Annotated in this window: 19 protein-coding genes; 6 read left to right on the top strand and 13 right to left on the bottom strand. The window is 67.6% G+C overall.

Going from position 1 to position 17,587, the window contains the following annotated elements; translation table 11 throughout:
- Positions 1-27 precede the first annotated feature (27 nt).
- Complete coding sequence (gene putA / locus C7T96_RS13445) at positions 28-3,639, top strand: bifunctional proline dehydrogenase/L-glutamate gamma-semialdehyde dehydrogenase PutA (RefSeq protein WP_106571850.1); 3,612 nt, start codon at positions 28-30, stop codon at positions 3,637-3,639.
- A 126-nt stretch (positions 3,640-3,765) separates the two neighbouring features.
- Here putA and C7T96_RS13450 read toward each other — a convergent pair whose 3' ends face one another.
- Genes C7T96_RS13450 through C7T96_RS13490 form a run of 9 tightly spaced genes read right to left on the bottom strand, consistent with a single transcriptional unit; the run spans position 3,766 to position 9,952 of the window.
- Positions 3,766-4,140, bottom strand: coding sequence for a glyoxalase (locus tag C7T96_RS13450; RefSeq protein WP_106571731.1), 375 nt, complete (start codon positions 4,138-4,140; stop codon positions 3,766-3,768).
- Positions 4,141-4,143: 3 nt separating this feature from the next.
- Entirely contained in the window at positions 4,144-4,458 is a 315-nt protein-coding gene (locus tag C7T96_RS13455; protein ID WP_106571732.1) for an antibiotic biosynthesis monooxygenase, read from the bottom strand.
- Between the two features lie 12 nt (positions 4,459-4,470).
- Positions 4,471-4,740 carry a hypothetical protein gene (locus C7T96_RS13460; RefSeq protein ID WP_106571733.1) on the bottom strand — a complete coding sequence of 90 codons (270 nt, stop codon included), beginning with the start codon at positions 4,738-4,740 and terminating at the stop codon, positions 4,471-4,473.
- A gap of 23 nt (positions 4,741-4,763) precedes the next feature.
- Positions 4,764-5,846 carry a TonB family protein gene (locus tag C7T96_RS13465; RefSeq protein WP_106571734.1) on the bottom strand — a complete coding sequence of 361 codons (1,083 nt, stop codon included), beginning with the start codon at positions 5,844-5,846 and terminating at the stop codon, positions 4,764-4,766.
- Positions 5,843-6,247, bottom strand: coding sequence for a biopolymer transporter ExbD (locus C7T96_RS13470; RefSeq protein ID WP_106571735.1), 405 nt, complete (start codon positions 6,245-6,247; stop codon positions 5,843-5,845). The genes C7T96_RS13465 and C7T96_RS13470 overlap by 4 nt, the downstream gene beginning before the upstream one ends.
- 5 nt (positions 6,248-6,252) lie before the next feature.
- Positions 6,253-6,636 carry a biopolymer transporter ExbD gene (locus C7T96_RS13475; RefSeq protein ID WP_106571736.1) on the bottom strand — a complete coding sequence of 128 codons (384 nt, stop codon included), beginning with the start codon at positions 6,634-6,636 and terminating at the stop codon, positions 6,253-6,255.
- Positions 6,626-7,339 carry a MotA/TolQ/ExbB proton channel family protein gene (locus tag C7T96_RS13480; protein ID WP_106571737.1) on the bottom strand — a complete coding sequence of 238 codons (714 nt, stop codon included), beginning with the start codon at positions 7,337-7,339 and terminating at the stop codon, positions 6,626-6,628. The genes C7T96_RS13475 and C7T96_RS13480 overlap by 11 nt, the downstream gene beginning before the upstream one ends.
- A 4-nt stretch (positions 7,340-7,343) precedes the next feature.
- Complete coding sequence (locus tag C7T96_RS13485; RefSeq protein WP_106571851.1) at positions 7,344-7,793, bottom strand: hypothetical protein; 450 nt, start codon at positions 7,791-7,793, stop codon at positions 7,344-7,346.
- 2 nt (positions 7,794-7,795) lie between these two features.
- A complete protein-coding gene (locus C7T96_RS13490) occupies positions 7,796-9,952 on the bottom strand; it encodes a TonB-dependent receptor (RefSeq protein WP_106571738.1) in 2,157 nt (718 codons plus the stop codon).
- A 209-nt stretch (positions 9,953-10,161) separates the two neighbouring features.
- On the opposite strand from C7T96_RS13490, the gene C7T96_RS13495 reads away from it, so the two are divergent.
- From C7T96_RS13495 to C7T96_RS13515, 5 genes are read left to right on the top strand one after another with little or no spacing between them, the layout of a single operon-like run.
- Complete coding sequence (locus tag C7T96_RS13495) at positions 10,162-10,374, top strand: hemin uptake protein HemP (protein ID WP_238719850.1); 213 nt, start codon at positions 10,162-10,164, stop codon at positions 10,372-10,374.
- Between the two features lie 27 nt (positions 10,375-10,401).
- Complete coding sequence (locus C7T96_RS13500; RefSeq protein ID WP_106571852.1) at positions 10,402-11,463, top strand: ChuX/HutX family heme-like substrate-binding protein; 1,062 nt, start codon at positions 10,402-10,404, stop codon at positions 11,461-11,463.
- Between the two features lie 10 nt (positions 11,464-11,473).
- Positions 11,474-12,397 (top strand): ABC transporter substrate-binding protein, encoded by a 924-nt coding sequence (locus C7T96_RS13505; RefSeq protein ID WP_106571740.1) that lies wholly within the window; start codon positions 11,474-11,476, stop codon positions 12,395-12,397.
- Positions 12,398-12,407: 10 nt separating this feature from the next.
- Entirely contained in the window at positions 12,408-13,511 is a 1,104-nt protein-coding gene (locus C7T96_RS13510; RefSeq protein WP_106571853.1) for an iron ABC transporter permease, read from the top strand.
- Positions 13,512-13,536: 25 nt separating this feature from the next.
- Entirely contained in the window at positions 13,537-14,328 is a 792-nt protein-coding gene (locus tag C7T96_RS13515; RefSeq protein WP_106571741.1) for a heme ABC transporter ATP-binding protein, read from the top strand.
- A 93-nt stretch (positions 14,329-14,421) separates the two neighbouring features.
- Here C7T96_RS13515 and rirA read toward each other — a convergent pair whose 3' ends face one another.
- The 4 genes from rirA to C7T96_RS13535 form a co-directional block, all read right to left on the bottom strand.
- Complete coding sequence (gene rirA, locus C7T96_RS13520; protein WP_106571742.1) at positions 14,422-14,883, bottom strand: iron-responsive transcriptional regulator RirA; 462 nt, start codon at positions 14,881-14,883, stop codon at positions 14,422-14,424.
- Positions 14,884-15,016: 133 nt separating this feature from the next.
- The gene (locus tag C7T96_RS13525; protein WP_106571743.1) at positions 15,017-15,466 is read right to left on the bottom strand and encodes an SRPBCC family protein; all 450 of its coding nucleotides are present in this window, start codon (positions 15,464-15,466) and stop codon (positions 15,017-15,019) included.
- Positions 15,467-15,489: 23 nt separating this feature from the next.
- A complete protein-coding gene (locus C7T96_RS13530; protein ID WP_106571744.1) occupies positions 15,490-16,326 on the bottom strand; it encodes a phosphoenolpyruvate hydrolase family protein in 837 nt (278 codons plus the stop codon).
- The gene (locus C7T96_RS13535; protein WP_106571745.1) at positions 16,326-17,549 is read right to left on the bottom strand and encodes a Tm-1-like ATP-binding domain-containing protein; all 1,224 of its coding nucleotides are present in this window, start codon (positions 17,547-17,549) and stop codon (positions 16,326-16,328) included. The genes C7T96_RS13530 and C7T96_RS13535 overlap by 1 nt, the downstream gene beginning before the upstream one ends.
- Positions 17,550-17,587: the final 38 nt, after the last annotated feature.

Here is a 17,587-nt window from a genome sequence, read left to right on the forward strand (position 1 = left end):
TATTGTGACGAGAGGAGGTCCATGACGATGTCCGCACTTTCAAAGCATCGGGCGCTGATCCGCGCCAATTATCTGCCCGACGAGGATGCCGCGCTCGCGCGCCTGGTCGCGCTGGCCGGATTGCAGGCCGACGAGCGTGAGGCGATCTCGGCGCGGGCGGCCGATCTGGTACGGGCCGTACGCGGTTCGTCCGATCCGCAGATGATGGAAGTGTTCTTGTCCGAATACGGGCTTTCGACCAAGGAGGGCGTGGCGCTGATGTGCCTGGCGGAGGCGCTGCTCAGGGTGCCCGACGCCGAGACCGTCGACGATCTGATCCGCGACAAGATCGCGCCGCACGACTGGTCGGCGCATTCGGGCGAATCGAGCTCGATCTTCGTCAACGCCTCGACCTGGGCGCTGATGCTGACCGGACGGGTTCTGGAGGAAGGCGAGGGCGGCATCGAACGCACCCTGCGCGGGATGGTGCGCCGGCTCGGCGAACCGGTGATCCGCACCGCGGTGTCGGCGGCGATGCGCGAGATGGGCGAGCAGTTCGTGCTTGGCCGCACCATCGCCGAAGCGGTCAAGCGCGGCCGCGCCTACACGCAGAAAGCCTATCTCTATTCCTACGACATGCTAGGCGAGGCGGCGCGTACGGAAACCGACGCCAAGCGTTATCATCGCGCCTATGCCGATGCGATCGCGGCTCTGGCCGCGCATGCTTCGGGCGACGATATTCGCCGCAATCCCGGCATTTCGGTCAAGCTCTCGGCATTGCATCCGCGTTACGAATTCGCCCAGCGCGAGCGCATGCTGCCGGTGATGGTCGAGCGTCTTAGCGCGCTTGCCTATGCCGCGCGCGATGCCCGCATGGGGCTCAATATCGACGCGGAGGAGGCCGACCGGCTCGACCTGTCGCTCGACGTGATCGAACAGGTGCTGGCCGACCCGGAACTCGCCGGCTGGGACGGGTTCGGCGTGGTCGTGCAGGCCTACGGGCCGCGCGCGGCCTTCACCATCGACTGGCTGCACGCGCTCGCCGAAAAGCTCGACCGCAGGATCATGGTGCGGCTCGTCAAGGGCGCCTATTGGGATACCGAGATCAAGCGCGCCCAGGTGCTTGGGCTTGCCGGCTATCCGGTGTTCACCCGCAAGGTGAACACCGACGTGTCCTACATCGCCTGCGCGCGCAAGCTGCTCGCCATGACCGACCGCATCTATCCGCAATTCGCCACCCACAACGCCCACACCGTGGCCGCGATCCTGGCGATCGCCGACGACAGAAGCAGCTTCGAGTTCCAGCGCTTACACGGCATGGGCGAGGCGCTGCACGAGGCGGTGCGCAAGCGCGAAGGCACGCGCTGCCGCATCTATGCGCCGGTCGGCGCGCATTCCGACCTTCTGGCCTATCTCGTGCGCCGGTTGCTCGAAAACGGGGCCAATTCCTCGTTCGTGCACCAGATCGTCGACGAGGAGGTGAGCGCGGAGGAGATCGCGCGCGATCCGTTCGCCGTGATCGCCGGCCAGGGCCGCGCCCACAATCCGGCAATCCCAATGCCGGCCGAGATTTATGGCGGCGGACGGCGCAATGCCAGGGGATGGGACCTGACAGACCCGGTCGCATTCGCCGAGATCGAGGCGGCCCGTAAGCCGTTCGATGCCGGTTTCGTGTGGACGGCAAAACCGATCACGCCGGCCGCCGGCGCGGGCGCGAAACGGGCGATCGTCAATCCGGCCCGGCCCGACGACACGGTCGGCACGGTGGAGGAGGCGACGGCGGACATCGTCAAGGACGCGGTCCGGGTCGCGGCCGCCGCGCAGCCGGATTGGACCAGGCTGCCGGTCGCGACGCGCGCGGCGATGCTTGCCAAAGCCGCCGATCTTTACGAGGACAATGCCGCGGAGTTTTTCGCGCTGTGCAACCGCGAGGCCGGCAAGACGCTGGCCGACGGCGTGGCGGAACTGCGCGAGGCGGTCGATTTCCTGCGCTACTATGCGGCCGAGGCGGCGAAGGCGGAGCCCAACGGCCAGGCGCGCGGGGTGATCGCCTGCATCTCGCCGTGGAACTTTCCGCTCGCCATCTTCACCGGCCAGATCGCGGCAGCGCTCGTCACCGGCAATGCGGTGATCGCCAAGCCGGCCGAGCAGACGCCGCTGATTGCCGCCAGGGCGGTGGCGCTCCTGCACGAGGCCGGCATTCCCGCCGCAATCCTGCAGCTTTTGCCGGGTGACGGCCCGTCGGTGGGCGCGCCGCTGGTGGCCCGGCCCGAGATCGCGGGGGTCTGTTTTACCGGTTCGACCGAGGTCGCACGGCTGATCGAGCGCCAGCTCGCCGAGACGGCGCCGCCGGACGCGATGCTGATCGCCGAAACCGGCGGGCTCAACGCCATGGTGGTGGACTCGACCGCTCTGCCCGAACAGGCTGTGCGCGACATTCTCGCCTCGTCGTTCCAGAGCGCCGGCCAGCGCTGCTCGGCGCTGCGCGTGCTTTACGTGCAAAAGGACGTCGAAAAGAAGATGATGGAGATGCTGCGCGGGGCGGCCGAGGCGCTGGTGGTCGGCGATCCGCGCGACATCGCCTGCGATGTCGGTCCGGTGATCGACGACGAGGCGCAGACGACGATCAGCGCCTATTGCGCCGAGATGGAGGCCAAGGGCAAGGTCGCGCTCAAGCTGCCGGTGCCGGCCGAGGGCCGGTTCGTGGCCCCGCACATCGTGCGCGTGTCGGGGATTGGCGAATTGGAGCGCGAGATTTTCGGACCCGTGCTGCACGTGGCGACTTTCGGGGCCGACGAGATCGACCGGGTGATCGCGGCGGTCAACCTGAAGGGCTACGGGCTGACCTTCGGCCTGCATACGCGCATCGAGGAGCGCGTGCAGCGTTTCGTCGACGGCGTGCATGCCGGCAATCTCTACGTCAACCGCAACCAGATCGGCGCCGTCGTCGGCGCGCAGCCGTTCGGTGGCGAGGGATTGTCGGGCACCGGGCCGAAGGCGGGCGGGCCGCATTATCTGCGCCGTTTCCGCAAGACCGGCGCAGACCGTCCGGAGCCGGCGGCGGGCGAGCCGGTCAACGCCACCATGATCGCGGAACATTTCGTCGACCCGGTGAAGCATGGCTGGGCCGGACGCGGCGACCGCATCGCCATCCTGAGAAAGCATCTGCGCGGCAAGGGCGCCGAAGCGGTGGCGGCCGCCGCCAGCCTCGATCTCGGACCCTACGACCTGCCCGGGCCGACCGGCGAGGCGAACACCTTGATGCTGCCGCCGCGCGGGCGGGTGCTGTGCCTGGGGCCGGAGCCCGACATGCTCCTGGCCCAGACCGTGCAGGCGCTGGCCGCCGGCAACGCGGTCGTGGCGGTCGCGCCGGGGGCTACGCAGGCCTTGCAGCCGCTTCTGTCCAAGGGGCTGCCGGTCAACGCGCTCGACGGCGTGGTGGCACCGGCGGTGCTGTCGGAGATCGCCGTCGACGTGGTCGCCTTCGCGGCTGCGGACGAGGCGCTGCGGGCAGTCAGGACAGAGCTTGCGCAGCGCACCGGGCCGATCGTGCCGGTGCTGGTGGAGGTGATCGATCCGGCGGCCTATGCGCATGAGCGGGCGGTGTGCGTCGACACGACCGCGGCCGGCGGCAATGCGAGCCTGCTCGCCGCCGTGTGAGCGCGGAGCGGACCGGGTCCGCGTTTGAGCCGATCTGCTTTTCACGGAATCGCAGATCGGCTCCAAATTATTGTTTTTGAAGCGTTTCCCAACGGCGAACCGGTATCCACTTCGCCTGGAAACGCTTCAGTCGGCCGCAGCCTGGGGAACGCGGCCGAAACGCAGCAGATTGCCGTGCGGATCGTGGATGTAAAACTCTTCCATGTTCCACGCCCGCACGGCGAGGTCCGACAGGTTTTTGGCACCGCGGCGGCGATAGTCGGCATGCCAGCGCCCGATGGCGCCGCCGCGAATATAGACCGAGCTTCGCTCACACAGGCTGCGGTCGTCGGTCAGCCAGAAATGCAGCTCGACCTCGTCGCGGCGCAGGATGAGATAGTCGTGTTCCCGGTAAACGGTCGCGGTGAAGCCGAGTTCGCCGCCATAGAAACGCTGCGTCTCGTCGAGGTCGAGCGAAGGCAGGACCGGAAGCGCCTCGAGCCGGTCGGGATGATCCGGCATTCTTTATGCGCCCTCGACGACCGAGAACCCCTCGAACTGGGGATGGCCGAGATAAAGCGGCTTGTTGGACCCGGCGTTCTTGTGGGCGTCGCGGAATTGCTGCGATCTGGTCCAGGCGAGGAAGTCGTCCTGGCTGGCCCAGACCGTGTGGGAGGCAAACAGCGTATAGCCTTCGTCCTCATTGTGTGGCCCGCGCAGAAGGTGGAAGGATTTGAAGCCGTCCATCTCCGACAGGCTGGACTCGCGGCCTTTCCAGACTTGTTCGAAATCGGCTTCGGACCCGGCTTTGACCTTGAAACGGTTCATGGCGATATACATGGCGCTGTCCTTTCAGGCTTTGAAGATGGGGTTTGGCGTGTGCGCGCAGCGGCCGGTGTCCGGTTCGGGAAAGGATACCACGCCGGGCGGCAGCCGGGCCGGCCGGTTGCGGGACGGGTTCGGACCGGCCTGGCAAAGATCGGCAGAGCGCGTTTTGTTGAGATCGACGATGCCGGCCCGCCGGCGTTCGAACTGGTCCCCAAGCAAGGCGCGCAGGCGCGGGTCCAGCCCGTCGCCATTGCGCTGGGCCGCGAGGCGGTCGAAGGCGAGCATGCCGGTCATGACGGTCCTTTCGCGGTTGGGCGTCAGCGTGCCAGGCCGAGCGGCACGGAAAATTTCCAGCTCGAGCGGCCGGCGGCGGCCGGTATTGGCGGGAACGGGGCCGCGCGCCGCACCGAGGCGAGGGCGGCCTTGTCCAATGTGGCCGAGCCGGAGCTCTGGGTGATGCGCACCGAGCCGAGAGCGCCGTTGCGGGTGACGACGAAATGGACATGGACGTCGCGCCGCGCGTCGCGCCGGGCGGCGCGCGACACGCCGCGCAGGGCCCGGCGCAGCTTGCGCGCCACCTTGCCGGGATAGTTGGAGACGGCGGCGTTGCCGGCCGCGCCCTGCTTGCGGCTGCCGGTGCCCTGCGCGGCCGCGCGGCCGCGCTCGTTGCCGGTGGCCTCGCCGCGCCGCGTGCTCTGCTCGGCCCGGCCGCCCTGGCCGGCGGCCTGGGTTTTCTTGCGCTGTTTGGGCGGGGTTTCGGCCTTTTTGCGCGGGGCCTCCCTGGCGCGCGGCTTTTCCGGCCGCACCATGGCCTGCCGGATTTTTGGCGGTTGCGGGCGCGCGGTCGGCAGGGGCACGTCGTCTGGAATGACGATCTCCTCGACCGGCGCCAGCGCCTCGGCCGTCTCAACCGGGGTAATCTGGGCGCGCGCGGTCTCGACCGGCTCGGTCTCCGCCGCCGGCTCGGGCGCGGTCGCGGTCGCTTCGACGGGCTCTGCCTCGGCGGGGCGCTCGACCGGTGCGACCGGGTCGGCCGGCACCAGCACCTGCGCGGGCTGCGGCGTTTGCGGCGCGAGGGGTTCGGTGACTTCGGCCGGCCGGGGCTCCGCTTGGACCGGTTCGACCGCTTCGGCGGGAGTTTCGCGAATTTCCGTCTCGGGCGCCGGGCGGGGCTGGACGGCTTCGTCCGGCGTGTCGACGGGCTCGACAATCGCGCTGTCGGGCACCGGCTCGCCGGCGGCGAAGACGTCCTCGAACGAACCCAAAAGCGCGATTTCCGTCGCCGCCGAACCGGCGATTTCCACTTGCTCTGGCCGCTCGGCGAGCAGATAGGCGGCCGCCCCGGCATGCACCAGGCCGGAGGCAAGGACGGCGATCGACCATTTTAGGGCGGGTCTCATGGCGTCTCCCGCTCGGTGACGAGGACGATGCGGCCTGCGCCGGCGTCGCGGAGTGCGGCGACGATGTCGATCAGCTCCCGTGCCGGCAGGGCGCGGTCGGCCGCGACCTTGACGAGCGGCATGGCTCCGTCCGCGTCGGAGGCGGCACGCAACCGCTCGACATAGGAGGCTGCGGTGACCGGCATGCCGGCGGCCAGCAGCGCGCCGTCGCTGGTCACGAACAACGCGCGCGGCGGTTCGGCGCGGTCCGACTGCGACGTGGTGATCAGCGCGACGTCCCGCTCCATCGGCGGGGTCAGCGTGCCGGCGATCAGGAAGAAGATCAGCATCAAAAAGACGATGTTGATCAGGGTGATCGTCGATTCGTGCCGGGGACGAGGGCGTGGGCGCGGCAGCTTCATGGCGGTTAGCGGGCCACGGAAAGCGACAGGCCGGTGTCGCGGCGGATCGCCTCGATGGCGCCGACCATGGCCTGCGACGTGATCGCGCCGCGTACCAGAAGCACGGCGGTTTTGGCGCCGGCCTGTTCCAGGCGACCGATTTCCACAAGCGCGCCGGCTTCGGTGAGAGGCCGTCCGTTCACGCGCCAGTCCGTGTCCGACAGAAGCACGATGATGTCCGGGGGGGCGCCGGCGGCGGTTGCCCCGGCGCGGCCGCCGGTGATCTCGACCTCGGAGAATTTGGCGAAGGTGGAGGTCAGCATGAAAAACAGCAGCAGCAGGAAGATGACGTCGATCAGCGACGTCACGGAGACCGGACGCCGGGGACGGCGGGCGATCTCAATGCGCATGGCTTTGTTCCATTGCGGCCGGCTGGGCGGCTTCGGGCGTATCCTGGTCCAGTCGCGCGCCGGTCGCGCCGAGCGCCTGCTGCGACAGGAAGGCGGTGGTGACGGTCTCGATCGCCACGCGCTCGTTTTCGATCCGGGTCTCGAACCAGGTCAGCACCAGCGAAACCGGCATCGCCACGGCAAGCCCGGCGGCGGTGGTCAAGAGCGCGACCCAGATGCCGCCGGCCAGGAGAGAGGGGTCGACGGCGCTGCCGGCGCCCTGCAACTGCCGGAAGGCCTCGATCATGCCCAGCACCGTGCCGAACAGGCCGAGCAGCGGCGCGATCTGGGCGATGGCGTCGAGCGCGCGCAATCCGCGCTGCAACGCGTGCAGCCGTGTCACCGCCACGCGGCCGATCTCGTCCTCGATCACCGCCTTGGAGGCGGCGCGGTTGGCCGAAAGCCGCATCGCGGTCGCCAGGGCGCCGCCAACCGGCGAGGGATCCGCCTCGGCCATCTGGCGGGCGTCACCGACGCTGCCGTGAACCCACAGATAAAGGGCGCGATTGGCCTTTGCGCCGGACCCGACCCGCTCGCGCCAGAACTGGGCAAGCTTGATCAGGATCAGCGCCAGCGCGAACACCGACAGGACGAGCAGGATGGCGACAACCGGGCCGCCGAGCTCGAGAAAGGCGCGCACGTCATTGAAAATGTCGGGTCTCATCGCATCACACTCCGAATTCGACCGCGGTCCTGGTCGCCGGTTCGAGGGTCCGAAGGCAGGCGGTCGCGTCGAGCCCGGCGCCGTCACACTGGGTGGCATCGTTGACGAGGACGCGGCCGATGCCTTCGCAGTCGACGCCCGGCAGGTCGAACTGCCTGACCTTGGTCTTGCCTTGCGGCAGGGCCTTGAAGTCGAGTGTCACCAGCCGGTCGACCAGCCCGGCCTTGTCGAACAGCACGATCTCGAACGCCGCCTTGTCGAGGGCGGCGCCGAGCCGGTTGGCGATCACGAAGGTGAAACGGCAGCCGCCGTCGCCGGGCTCGATCGCGTTGAGCTCGAGTGCGAGCGAGGGGCCCGGCGCGCTCGTTTGAGCGAGGGCCGGGCCGCCCGCGACGGGCGACAGCGCAAGGATCGCGGTCAGAATACGGCTTGCGGTCGTCACCCATCTTCTCATCGTCACCATCCGAACTGCTTGCTGAGGGAAAGTTTGAATGTGCGGCCCTTGGCTGCGTCGTTGTGCAGAAACTCCTTAAACTCGGTGTCGAAAAGATTGTCGACACCGAACTGGGCTTCCCAGCCGGCGAATTGGCCGTCCTGGGGCGTCCAGCTCACGAAAACGTCGTGCACGTCGAAGCTGTCGGCAAAGCGTGTCGAGGTGCCGGTCCAGGTCGCCTGCGAGGCGCGCAGGGCGGGGTCCTGCGGCGCGGCGACCACGCGCGCCTTCCAGCCGAACCTGAGATCGTGCTGCGGCAGCTTGCCGCCGAGCGTGAAGGCCAGCTCGTGCGGGGCGACCGTTGTCAGATAGGCGCCGGTCGTGCGGTCCTTGCCGACGACGTGCGAATAGCCGGCGTTGGCGAACACGAAGTCCGATTCGTAGGCGAGCTCGACCTCGAAACCGTAGATGCGCGCCTTGTCGATATTGACGTAGCCGGGCAGGGCGTTCGGCCCCGGCCGCAGCGCCGGGTTGAGGCTGATCAGATCGGAGATGTCGTTGTAGAAGCCGGTCGTCTTCAACTGCACGCCATCGCCCGGCTGGAAGATGTCGTACCCCGACAGGGCAAAGCCGATCTCGTAATTGTTGGAGGCTTCCTTGTTCAGGTCGAGGCTTGGCAGGAAGGAATTGCGCGAGCCGCCGGTGGAAAACACCTCGTCGAGCGTGGCGAAACGTTCGGTATGGGCGATCGAGCCGAACACGGCGACATGGTCGTTGAAGCGGTAATGGGCGGCGATCTTGGGCGAGACCGCGGTGTCGGTATCGGAGGCGGTCAGCCCGGTGCTCGTGCCCGGCGACAGACGGTGCCAGTCCAGACGCAGGCCGGGAATGATCGTCAGCCGCTCGTCCCAGACGAATTCGTTCTGCACGAACACGCCCGTCTTCAGGTCGGTGCCCTCGGGATGGAAGTTGATGCCGCCCGGCGTGCCGGCCAGCGTGATCGGCTCGGCGGTGCGGACCTGGTAGGCGGTCTGCCAGCCATAGGTCAAAAAGTTTTCCCAGTTCTCGCCGCGCCACTCGCTGGTGTTTTGCACATTGAACTGCCAGGTCCGGTAGCCGTATTCGGTGTCGCAGAACAAAAGGCTGGTTGCGCAGGTCAGCCCGAATCTCGGGTTGCCGGTCGCGTCGGTCTGGTCGACCCTGGTGTCGGAATAGGAGGCCGAAACCTTCACATCGAGCCAGTCATTGTCGCTGAACGGGTTTTCGTAGGAGACGACACCGGTACGGTCGACGACATGGCGATCGACCGTGCCGAACAGCGATTCGGTGCCGACCTGGGCATAATCCTGATCGTCGGCATCCGAATCCCACTGCTGGTAGGAGAGCCTGAGCCGGCCTTCCTCGCCGACATTGAACGTGCCCTTGGCAAGACCCGACCAGGCGGAAAAGTCGGAGCTGCGGATTTCGGTGCCGTTACCGGTGACATAGGGATCGGCGCGGCGGAAATTGCCCGACAGCAGAAATTCCGCATCGGGGCTCATGCGCTGGGCAAACACCACCGAGCCGAGCCAGCCATTGCGGTTGGAATTGAAACCGCCCTTCAGGCGCAGCGCGCCGGTATCGCCGTCGGCGATGAAGTCGGAGGCGTCCTTGGTGACGAAATTGATCACGCCGCCAAGCGCCCCCGAGCCGTAGAGCGTCGAGGAGGCCGGTCCGCGCAGCACCTCGACCTTCTTGTAGAGCTCGGGATCCGAGAAGAACCCGCCCATGCGGTACTGTTCGTAGAATTTGGTCGCGCCATCGACGGTGACGATGATGCGGCCCTCCTCGCCGGCCGATTCGGGCGCGCCGATCCCGCGAATGTTGAAGGTCTGGCCGAACGCGCGATCGGAGCCGGACGTGTTGACGCCGGGGATGCGCTTCAGGACATCGCCGACGGTCGCCGCCTGCTCCTGGTCGATGTCTTCCTGTTCGACGACACTGACGGATTGCGGCGTGTCGATGGCGACTTTTTCGACGCCGGCGCCGAGCACGAGACGCTGCAGCAGCGTCACACGGCCTTTCTTGTCGGCGTCGTTGGTTTGCGCGCCATCCTGCGCATGCGTGGCGCCGGCCGTCGCGATCGCGACGATGGCGGCACTCCCCAAAAGACAAACTACGTTACGAGACACGAGCCCCATCGCCCAACTCCTGATTCCATAGGCTGAGATGCTGGCTGGCCGGGGCTTGCTCGCATGTGATTGTTCTTGCCGGGTTTTAAACCTGAATTTCAAACTCCGGTATTGCGCTTCGTAATTAACCTGACTAAAGGTGTCAAGAAATCAATCGACCGTTTCACGACGCCCAGCCAGCTCTTCGGCAAGCCCGGCGCGCATGGAGGCTTTGTGACGTGAACACCGATCGCGCAGATATCGATCCACCCGGGCACGGGCCCCGCGCCGCCCTTCGATCGGGGCCCGACACCGGCAGGCAAAAACCGCACCCGCGCATCGTCACCAGCGAGGCTCTGTTCGGCGGCGCGCAGGAAATCGCCATCGAACACGGCGACGCCCTCTACCGGTTGAAGATCACCCGCCAGGGCAAACTCATTCTCAACAAATAGGGGCGGGCCATGAACTCCAGCACGACGATGAACGACGGCACGAAAACGGCCCCGGCCGATATCCGGCGGATGCGGATCGACAACCCCAAGCTGCGCGAGCGCGATCTGGCCGAGCAGTTGGCGATCACCGAAGCCGAACTGATCGCGGCCCATTGCGGCCACGGCGCACGCCGTATCGATGCCGATCTCGACAGGCTTCTGGCCGGTCTCGGCGCGCTCGGCGAGGTTATGGCGCTGACGCGCAACCAAAGCGCGGTGCACGAAAAGATCGGTCCCTACGACAAGCCGGTGCCCGGCAAGCATGCGGCTATGCTCTTGGGCAAGGAGATCGATCTGCGGCTGTTTCCGCGCCATTTCGTCCACGGTTTCGCAGTCGAAAAGCGCGACGGATCCGAGGTGCGGCGCAGCCTGCAATTCTTCGACGCTCACGGCGACGCCGTGCACAAGATCCATCTGCGTGCGGCCTCCGACGTCAACGCCTACGAGGCGTTGGTTGCGACCCTTTCGTCCGCCGATCAGAGCGACACGGTCGCGGTCGAGCCGCAGCCCGCCGCCGGTGCAGCCGAGCCGGCTTCCGATCCGGTCGATACGGATGCGCTGCGCACGCGCTGGGCGGACATGCGCGACGTGCATCAATTCGTCGGCATTCTGCGCGACATGAAGCTGACCCGCCGGCGCGCCGTCGAACTGGTCGGTCGGGACTTCGCCTGTCGGCTCGGCAATGAGGCCGTGGCGGCGATGATGCACGAGGCGGCGCGCACCGCGCTGCCGATCATGTGTTTCGTCGGCAGCCGCGGCTGCATCCAGATCCATTCCGGGCCGATCCGGACGCTGAAGCAGATGGGACCGTGGCTCAACGTCATGGACCCGGGCTTTCATCTGCATTTGCGCACCGACCGCATCTGCGATGTTTGGGCGGTGAAAAAGCCGACCAAGGACGGTCACGTCACCTCGATCGAGGCCTATGACGCCGCGGGAAGCCTAATCATCCAGTTTTTCGGCCAGCGCGAGGAAGGGACCGAGGAGCGCGGCGAATGGCGCTCGCTGGTCGCCGGGCTTCCCGTCCATGCCCAGTCCACCGCCGCGTGAGGAGAAGCCCATGACAATCCGGATTTCGCGCCGCAGCCTGTTGCGTGCCGGCGCCTGCCTGCTGACCGCCGCGCTGACCCTGGCCCCGCTGGTCGCGCCGCCCCCCGGCGGGCGGGCGCAGGCTTCCGAAACCGCCGCGCTGGCCGGGGCCGAGCGGCTGGTGTCGATCGGCGGTTCGGTCACGGAAATCATTTACGAGCTCGGCGAGCAGGGCCGGCTGGTGGCGCGCGATTCGACCGGGCAATATCCGCCGGCGGCCACCAGCCTTCCCGATGTCGGTTATATGCGGCGCCTGTCGCCCGAAGGGGTGCTGTCGGTCGATCCCGACGCGATCCTGGCCCTTGAGGGCAGCGGCCCGCCCGAGGCGATCGAGGTGCTCGAAAAAGCGCGTGTGCCGATGGTGATGGTGCCCGAGCGTTTCGACGGCGAGGGGATTTTGGCCAAAATCCGCAGCATCGGCGCGGCGCTCGGCGTCGAGGACAAGGCCGCGGCCTTGGCCGACAAGGTGGGCGGCGAACTGGAATCCGCACGGCAATTGACCGCCGACATCGCGCCGCGCCGGCGGGTGCTGTTCGTGCTCAGCCTGCAGGGCGGCAAGATCCTCGCCGCCGGCGCCGATACGGCCGCAAGCGGCATCGTCGCGCTCGCCGGTGCCGAAAACGCGGTCTCGGGCTTCGAGGGTTACAAGCAACTGACCGACGAGGCTGTGATCGAGGCGCAGCCCGATGTCGTCTTGATGATGGCGCGCGGCGACGATCTCGAGATTTCGGAACAGGAGCTGTTCGCGCATCCGGCGATCGCCCAGACGCCGGCGGGGAGCAACCGGCAGCTTGTGCGCATGGACGGGCTTTATCTGCTCGGCTTCGGACCGCGCACCGCCGCGGCCGCGCGCGATCTGGCCCAGCGCCTTTACGGCGATCGTGTCTCAAACTGACGGGATGGCGATGTCTCAGCCGACCGTCGCCATGCCCGCGGGCGTGCAGGAAGAACACGGCGCGGGCGACCGTTCGTCGCGCGCGCGGCTTGCGCTTGGCGTGCTGAGCGTTCTCCTGGCCGCGACCGTGGTCGCCAGCCTGGGTTATGGCGCCTCGGATGCCTCGATCTGGGGCGTGGCCGCCGATCTTGTCGCGCGCGCCGGCGGCGGCGAAGCCACAATGTCGCTGCGCGACCAGGTGATCGTTTACGACATTCGCCTGCCGCGCACGATCCTGGGGCTTTTGATCGGGGCCGCGCTCGCCGTCTCGGGCGCGGTGATGCAGGGCCTGTTCCGCAACCCGCTGGCCGATCCGGGCCTGGTCGGCGTGTCCGCCGGGGCGAGCCTGGGCGCGGTGTCGGTGATCGTTCTGGGAGGCTCGGCGCTGGCGCCGCTGGTGGCGGTGTTCGGCCTCTACGCGCTGCCGGCGGCCGCGTTTGCCGGCGGGCTGGTGGTGACGTTGTCGCTCTACCGCATCTCGACGCGCAGCGGCCGGACCTCGGTCGCGACCATGCTGTTGGCGGGCATCGCGCTCGGCGCCCTGGCGATGGCGTTTACCGGCGTGCTGATCTTCATGGCCGACGACCGGCAATTGCGCGATCTCACCTTCTGGACCCTGGGATCGCTCGCCGGGGCGACCTGGGCCAAGATCGCCGCAGCCGGCCCGGTGATCGTGCTGGCGCTGGCCGCCACGCCCTTCGTCGCGCGCGGGCTCAACGCATTGGCGCTCGGCGAAGCGACGGCCCATCATCTGGGCGTGCCCGTGCAGCGGCTGAAAAACGTCTCGATCGTCGGCGTGGCCGCCGCGGTGGGCGCGTCTGTCGCCGTTTCCGGCGGGATCGGTTTCGTCGGCATCGTGGTGCCGCATCTGCTCAGGCTTCTGATCGGGCCGGACAATCGCTACCTGCTGCCGGCCTCCGCACTGTTGGGCGCGAGCCTGCTGCTTGTGGCCGACGCCGTCAGCCGCACCATCGTCGCGCCGGCCGAACTGCCGATCGGGATCGTGACGGCGGCCGTCGGCGCGCCGTTCTTTTTGTGGATCCTGTTGCGCCGGCGCGGGCTCCTCGACCTGTAAAACGCGAATCCATGGACGGTGGGCGATGATCAAGGCACGCAAAGTTTCGGTTTCGATCGGCCGCAAGCGAATCGTTTCCGGCGCCGATCTCGAGGCCTCGGCGGGCACGCTGGTGGCGATCGTCGGTCCGAACGGATCGGGCAAGACCACCTTGTTGCGGGCGCTGTCGGCCGATCTCGCCTATGAGGGCGAGATCGCCATCAATGGGATCGACCTGGCGGGCCTGAAACCCCACCAGCTCGCCGGCATGCGGGCCGTGCTGCCGCAGGCGACGGCGCTGTCGTTTCCCTTCACCGTGCGCGAGGTGGTGGGGCTGGGACTGTCGGGCGGCCGATCCGGCGCGCTCGCCGGCGAGGCGCAGCGTCTGCCGGAACGGGCGCTGGCCAGGGTCGACCTCGACGGGTTCGCCGGCCGTTTTTACCAGGAGCTTTCGGGCGGCGAGCAGCAGCGCGTCCAGCTCGCGCGCGTGTTGTGCCAGGTCTGGGCGCCGGTGCTGGAGGGGCGGCCGCGCTTTCTGTTTCTCGACGAGCCGGTGTCCAGCCTCGACATCAAGCACCAGCTCGTCATCATGCGCATCGCGCGCGATTTTGCGACACGCGGCGGCGGGGTGATCGCCATCCTGCACGACCTCAACCTGGCCGCGATGTTCGCCGACCGGATCGTCGTCATGCATCGCGGGCGCGTCGCGGCAACGGGCACGCCGCAGGAGGTGCTGAGCGACGGCTTGATGTCGCGCGTGTTCGAATGCGCCTTGCGGGTCGGCGTGCCGCCGCAGGCCGGGCAGCCTTACATCCTGCCGCACGCCGCCTCGCTGTGACTGCTTTTCGGCTTGGTGCCGGTGCGGCCGGTCGCGCCTTACCGGCCGGCCGGGCGCGTCGACCCGTTTTCGGTCAGCGCAGGCGAAGGTCGGTCAGTTGACGGCGGCGCGGGGCTCGGGCAGGGCGATGCCGAGCCGCACCTGCATGGCGGGGCTGTCATTGACCAGGTCGGCGATGCTGTGACGGCCCAGAACCTCGAAAAACGCGCCGAGCGCCTCGCGCAGGGCGCTGTTGAGGGCGCAGGACTCGATCAGCGGACAGTCGGCCGTGTCGTTTTCGAAACACTCGGCCATGGCGAAGCTTTCCTCGGTGACGCGCACGACGTCGAACAAGGTGATCTCCTCGGCCGGCCTGGCGAGCTTGACGCCGCCCTTGCGGCCCCGCACCGTGGTGACGAGCTTGTGTTCGACCAGCGGCTGCAGGATCTTGAACAGAAACAGTTCCGACACCGAATAGGCGGCGGCGATCTCGGGGATGCGGCTGAGCTGGCCGTCATTGGCCGCGCAATACATCAGGATGCGCACGGCGTAGTTGGTCTGACGGGTTAGCCTCATGGTCGTCCTCTTCGGCAAAGCCGCTGACACACGGCTTGTACCGTCTTGTTTAGAAGGATTCCAAATCGGACGCTAGGCCAAAGCCGAAAATACCTGAATTTTTATGTCCAGTATTGTGCCGGCGCAGCCGGTGTCAGCCCTGCCGCGCCTTCACCGCCCGTTCGAGCGCCTTGAGGCCGCCGAGAAACACGTCGTCGCGCACGAAGGGACCCCATTTGTCCGTCTGGCCGTCGCCCGCGCGGAACTCGGCCGTCCACACGGCAAAGGTACGATCGCCGTCGGTCACCGATTCGAAGCGGAGCACGGAGACATAGTCGACAAAGGGCAGGGGGCCGCCCACCATGTCGTAGGTGATCGTGTGGTCGATCGAGGAGGCGGCGAGCAGCGTTTCGCGCACGCGTCCGGAGCCGTCCTTGAGGGCGAAATTGCGCACGCAGCCGATTTCGTTGTTGGCCTTGCCCTCTTCGATATGGCTCTCGGCGGCGGCCGGGTGCCAGGCGGGCAGGCCGTTGAAATCGGACGCCAGCGCCCAAACGGCGTCGATCGGCGCGTCGATGACGGTTGAGGTGCGGACCTTGATCATCGTCTTCCTCCCGGCGTGCCGCCTCAGCGGTCGAACGCGATTGCCTTGAACCGGCGCGTCTGCTCGGCCAGCGCGGTTTCAACCGGCAGCCGCTCCATCGAACTGGCACCGTAGAACCCGTGACAGGACTGGGTTTTGCCGAGCACGTACTGGGCGTCTTCCGGCATGGCGATCGGGCCGCCGTGGCACAGCACGATGACGTCGTCGCGCACGGCGCGCGCGGCCGCGGCGATGGCGTCGATCTCGGCCACGCAGGCGTCGAGCGACTTGGCCGAGGTCGCGCCGATCGAGCCGCCGGTGGTCACGCCCATATGAGCAACGATGATGTCGGCGCCGGCTCTGGTCATGGCGTCGGCCTCGTCGGGATTGAACACGTAGGGCGTGGTCAGGAGGTCGAGCGCGGCCGCCTGGGCGATCATGTCGACCTCAAGCCCGTACCCCATGCCGGTTTCCTCGAAACTCTGCCGCATGATGCCGTCGAACAGGCCGACAGTGGGGAAATTCTGCACTCCGGAAAAGCCCATCGCGCGCAGTTCGGCCAGAAACTGCGGCATCAGCACGAAAGGATCGGTGCCGTTGACGCCGGCCAGAACCGGGGTCTTCTTGACCACCGGCAGCACCTCGACCGCCATCTCCTTGACGATCTCGTTGGCGTTGCCGTAGGCGAGCAGCCCGGCCGCCGAGCCGCGCCCGGCCATGCGGTAGCGGCCGGAATTGTAGATGATGATCAGGTCGATGCCGCCGTCCTCCTCGCCCTTGGCCGACAGGCCGGTGCCGGCGCCGCCGCCGACGATGGGAATGTGGCGGTCGACCATGTCGTGCAGGCGTTGAAGAATCTGGCGGCGGGGAATGGCTGGCATCATTTGCCCTTCTTGGCGGTGATTTCGCGATAGGCTTCGGCGAGCGCGGCGGCGAAGGCGGGGTCGTTGATATGCAGCGGCAGGCGCTGCAGCCGGCGGTCCTGCGTCCATTCGACGGTGTCTTCGAGCGTGTCGAACAAAACCGCGTCGGCGTTCGGATCGAAGAACGGGCCGCCCTCGATGTCGAGCGCGGAGACGCCCTTTTCCGGGATCAGGATGCGGACAGGGCCCCGACAGGCATTGAGCTTGTCGCCGATCCAGGCGCCGATGCGCCGGCATTCGTCCTTTGTGGTGCGCATCAGCGTGACGTTGGGGTTGTGTTCGTAGAAGGTGCGGCCTTCGAACGCGGCCGGCACGGTGTCGGGCGCCCAGAAATTGACCATGTCGAGCGCGCCGAGCGAGCCGACATAAGGCAGTCCGGTTTTCGCCACCACGTCGAGCCGGTCGTCGCGGGCCGGCAGCACCCCGCCGACCAACAGGTCGCAGATCTCCGTGGTGGTGACGTCGAGCATGCCTTCCAGCATGCCGGAGGCCGCAAGCGTTTCCATCGTGCGCCCGCCGGTGCCGGTGGCATGGAAGACCAGGCAATCGTGTGTCGATTTCAGCGCCTCGACGACGGCGGTCACACAGGCGGTGGTAACGCCGAACATGGTCAGCCCGACCGCGGGCCGGTCGTCCGCGGGTGCTGCCGGCTGCGTGGCCATCGCGGCAATCGCCCTGGCGGCGTTGTCGAGGATGACGCGGCTGATGCGGTTGAGGCCGGCCATGTCGGTGATCGACGGCATCATGATGATGTCGGACACGTCGACATAGGGCGCCACGTCGCCCGAGGCCAGCGTGGAGACCATGAGCTTGGGCAGGCCGATCGGCAGCGCGCGCATGCCCGCCGTCACCATCACCGTGCCGCCGCCGCCGCCGATGCCGATCATGCCGGCCATGTCGGTGCGGGTGGTCACGAAGGCGCAAAACGCGTCCGTCATGGCGGCAACGGCACTGCCGCGGTCCGCCGCGGCCAGCGCCTGCCGCGTCGCGCCGCCGCCATGGGCGGCCACCTCGGAGGCAGGCACGAAATCGGCGCCTGCGAAGGCCGATCCATCGGCCGCGGCGCCGGTTCCGATATCCACCACGGTCACGGCCGCACCGCAGTCCGCGATCCGCGCGGCGAGATAGGCCAGTTCGGCACCCTTGGTGTCGGCCGTGCCGACGACGTAAACCCGCTTCATGACTGTTTGGCCGTGATCGTTGCGCACGGATGACGTGC

Source organism: Nitratireductor sp. StC3 (assembly GCF_003015025.1).
Taxonomy (GTDB): domain Bacteria; phylum Pseudomonadota; class Alphaproteobacteria; order Rhizobiales; family Rhizobiaceae; genus Mangrovimarina; species Mangrovimarina alexandrii.

Bases quoted from the DNA above. Each gene is read 5' to 3' on its own strand.
- putA (WP_106571850.1), top strand. From the start codon at position 28: ATGTCCGCACTTTCAAAGCATCGGGCGCTGATCCGCGCCAATTATCTG.
- C7T96_RS13450 (WP_106571731.1), bottom strand. From the start codon at position 4,140: ATGCCGGATCATCCCGACCGGCTCGAGGCGCTTCCGGTCCTGCCTTCG.
- C7T96_RS13455 (WP_106571732.1), bottom strand. From the start codon at position 4,458: ATGTATATCGCCATGAACCGTTTCAAGGTCAAAGCCGGGTCCGAAGCC.
- C7T96_RS13460 (WP_106571733.1), bottom strand. From the start codon at position 4,740: ATGACCGGCATGCTCGCCTTCGACCGCCTCGCGGCCCAGCGCAATGGC.
- C7T96_RS13465 (WP_106571734.1), bottom strand. From the start codon at position 5,846: ATGAGACCCGCCCTAAAATGGTCGATCGCCGTCCTTGCCTCCGGCCTG.
- C7T96_RS13470 (WP_106571735.1), bottom strand. From the start codon at position 6,247: ATGAAGCTGCCGCGCCCACGCCCTCGTCCCCGGCACGAATCGACGATC.
- C7T96_RS13475 (WP_106571736.1), bottom strand. From the start codon at position 6,636: ATGCGCATTGAGATCGCCCGCCGTCCCCGGCGTCCGGTCTCCGTGACG.
- C7T96_RS13480 (WP_106571737.1), bottom strand. From the start codon at position 7,339: ATGAGACCCGACATTTTCAATGACGTGCGCGCCTTTCTCGAGCTCGGC.
- C7T96_RS13485 (WP_106571851.1), bottom strand. From the start codon at position 7,793: ATGAGAAGATGGGTGACGACCGCAAGCCGTATTCTGACCGCGATCCTT.
- C7T96_RS13490 (WP_106571738.1), bottom strand. From the start codon at position 9,952: ATGGGGCTCGTGTCTCGTAACGTAGTTTGTCTTTTGGGGAGTGCCGCC.
- C7T96_RS13500 (WP_106571852.1), top strand. From the start codon at position 10,402: ATGAACGACGGCACGAAAACGGCCCCGGCCGATATCCGGCGGATGCGG.
- C7T96_RS13505 (WP_106571740.1), top strand. From the start codon at position 11,474: ATGACAATCCGGATTTCGCGCCGCAGCCTGTTGCGTGCCGGCGCCTGC.
- C7T96_RS13510 (WP_106571853.1), top strand. From the start codon at position 12,408: ATGTCTCAGCCGACCGTCGCCATGCCCGCGGGCGTGCAGGAAGAACAC.
- C7T96_RS13515 (WP_106571741.1), top strand. From the start codon at position 13,537: ATGATCAAGGCACGCAAAGTTTCGGTTTCGATCGGCCGCAAGCGAATC.
- rirA (WP_106571742.1), bottom strand. From the start codon at position 14,883: ATGAGGCTAACCCGTCAGACCAACTACGCCGTGCGCATCCTGATGTAT.
- C7T96_RS13525 (WP_106571743.1), bottom strand. From the start codon at position 15,466: ATGATCAAGGTCCGCACCTCAACCGTCATCGACGCGCCGATCGACGCC.
- C7T96_RS13530 (WP_106571744.1), bottom strand. From the start codon at position 16,326: ATGCCAGCCATTCCCCGCCGCCAGATTCTTCAACGCCTGCACGACATG.
- C7T96_RS13535 (WP_106571745.1), bottom strand. From the start codon at position 17,549: ATGAAGCGGGTTTACGTCGTCGGCACGGCCGACACCAAGGGTGCCGAA.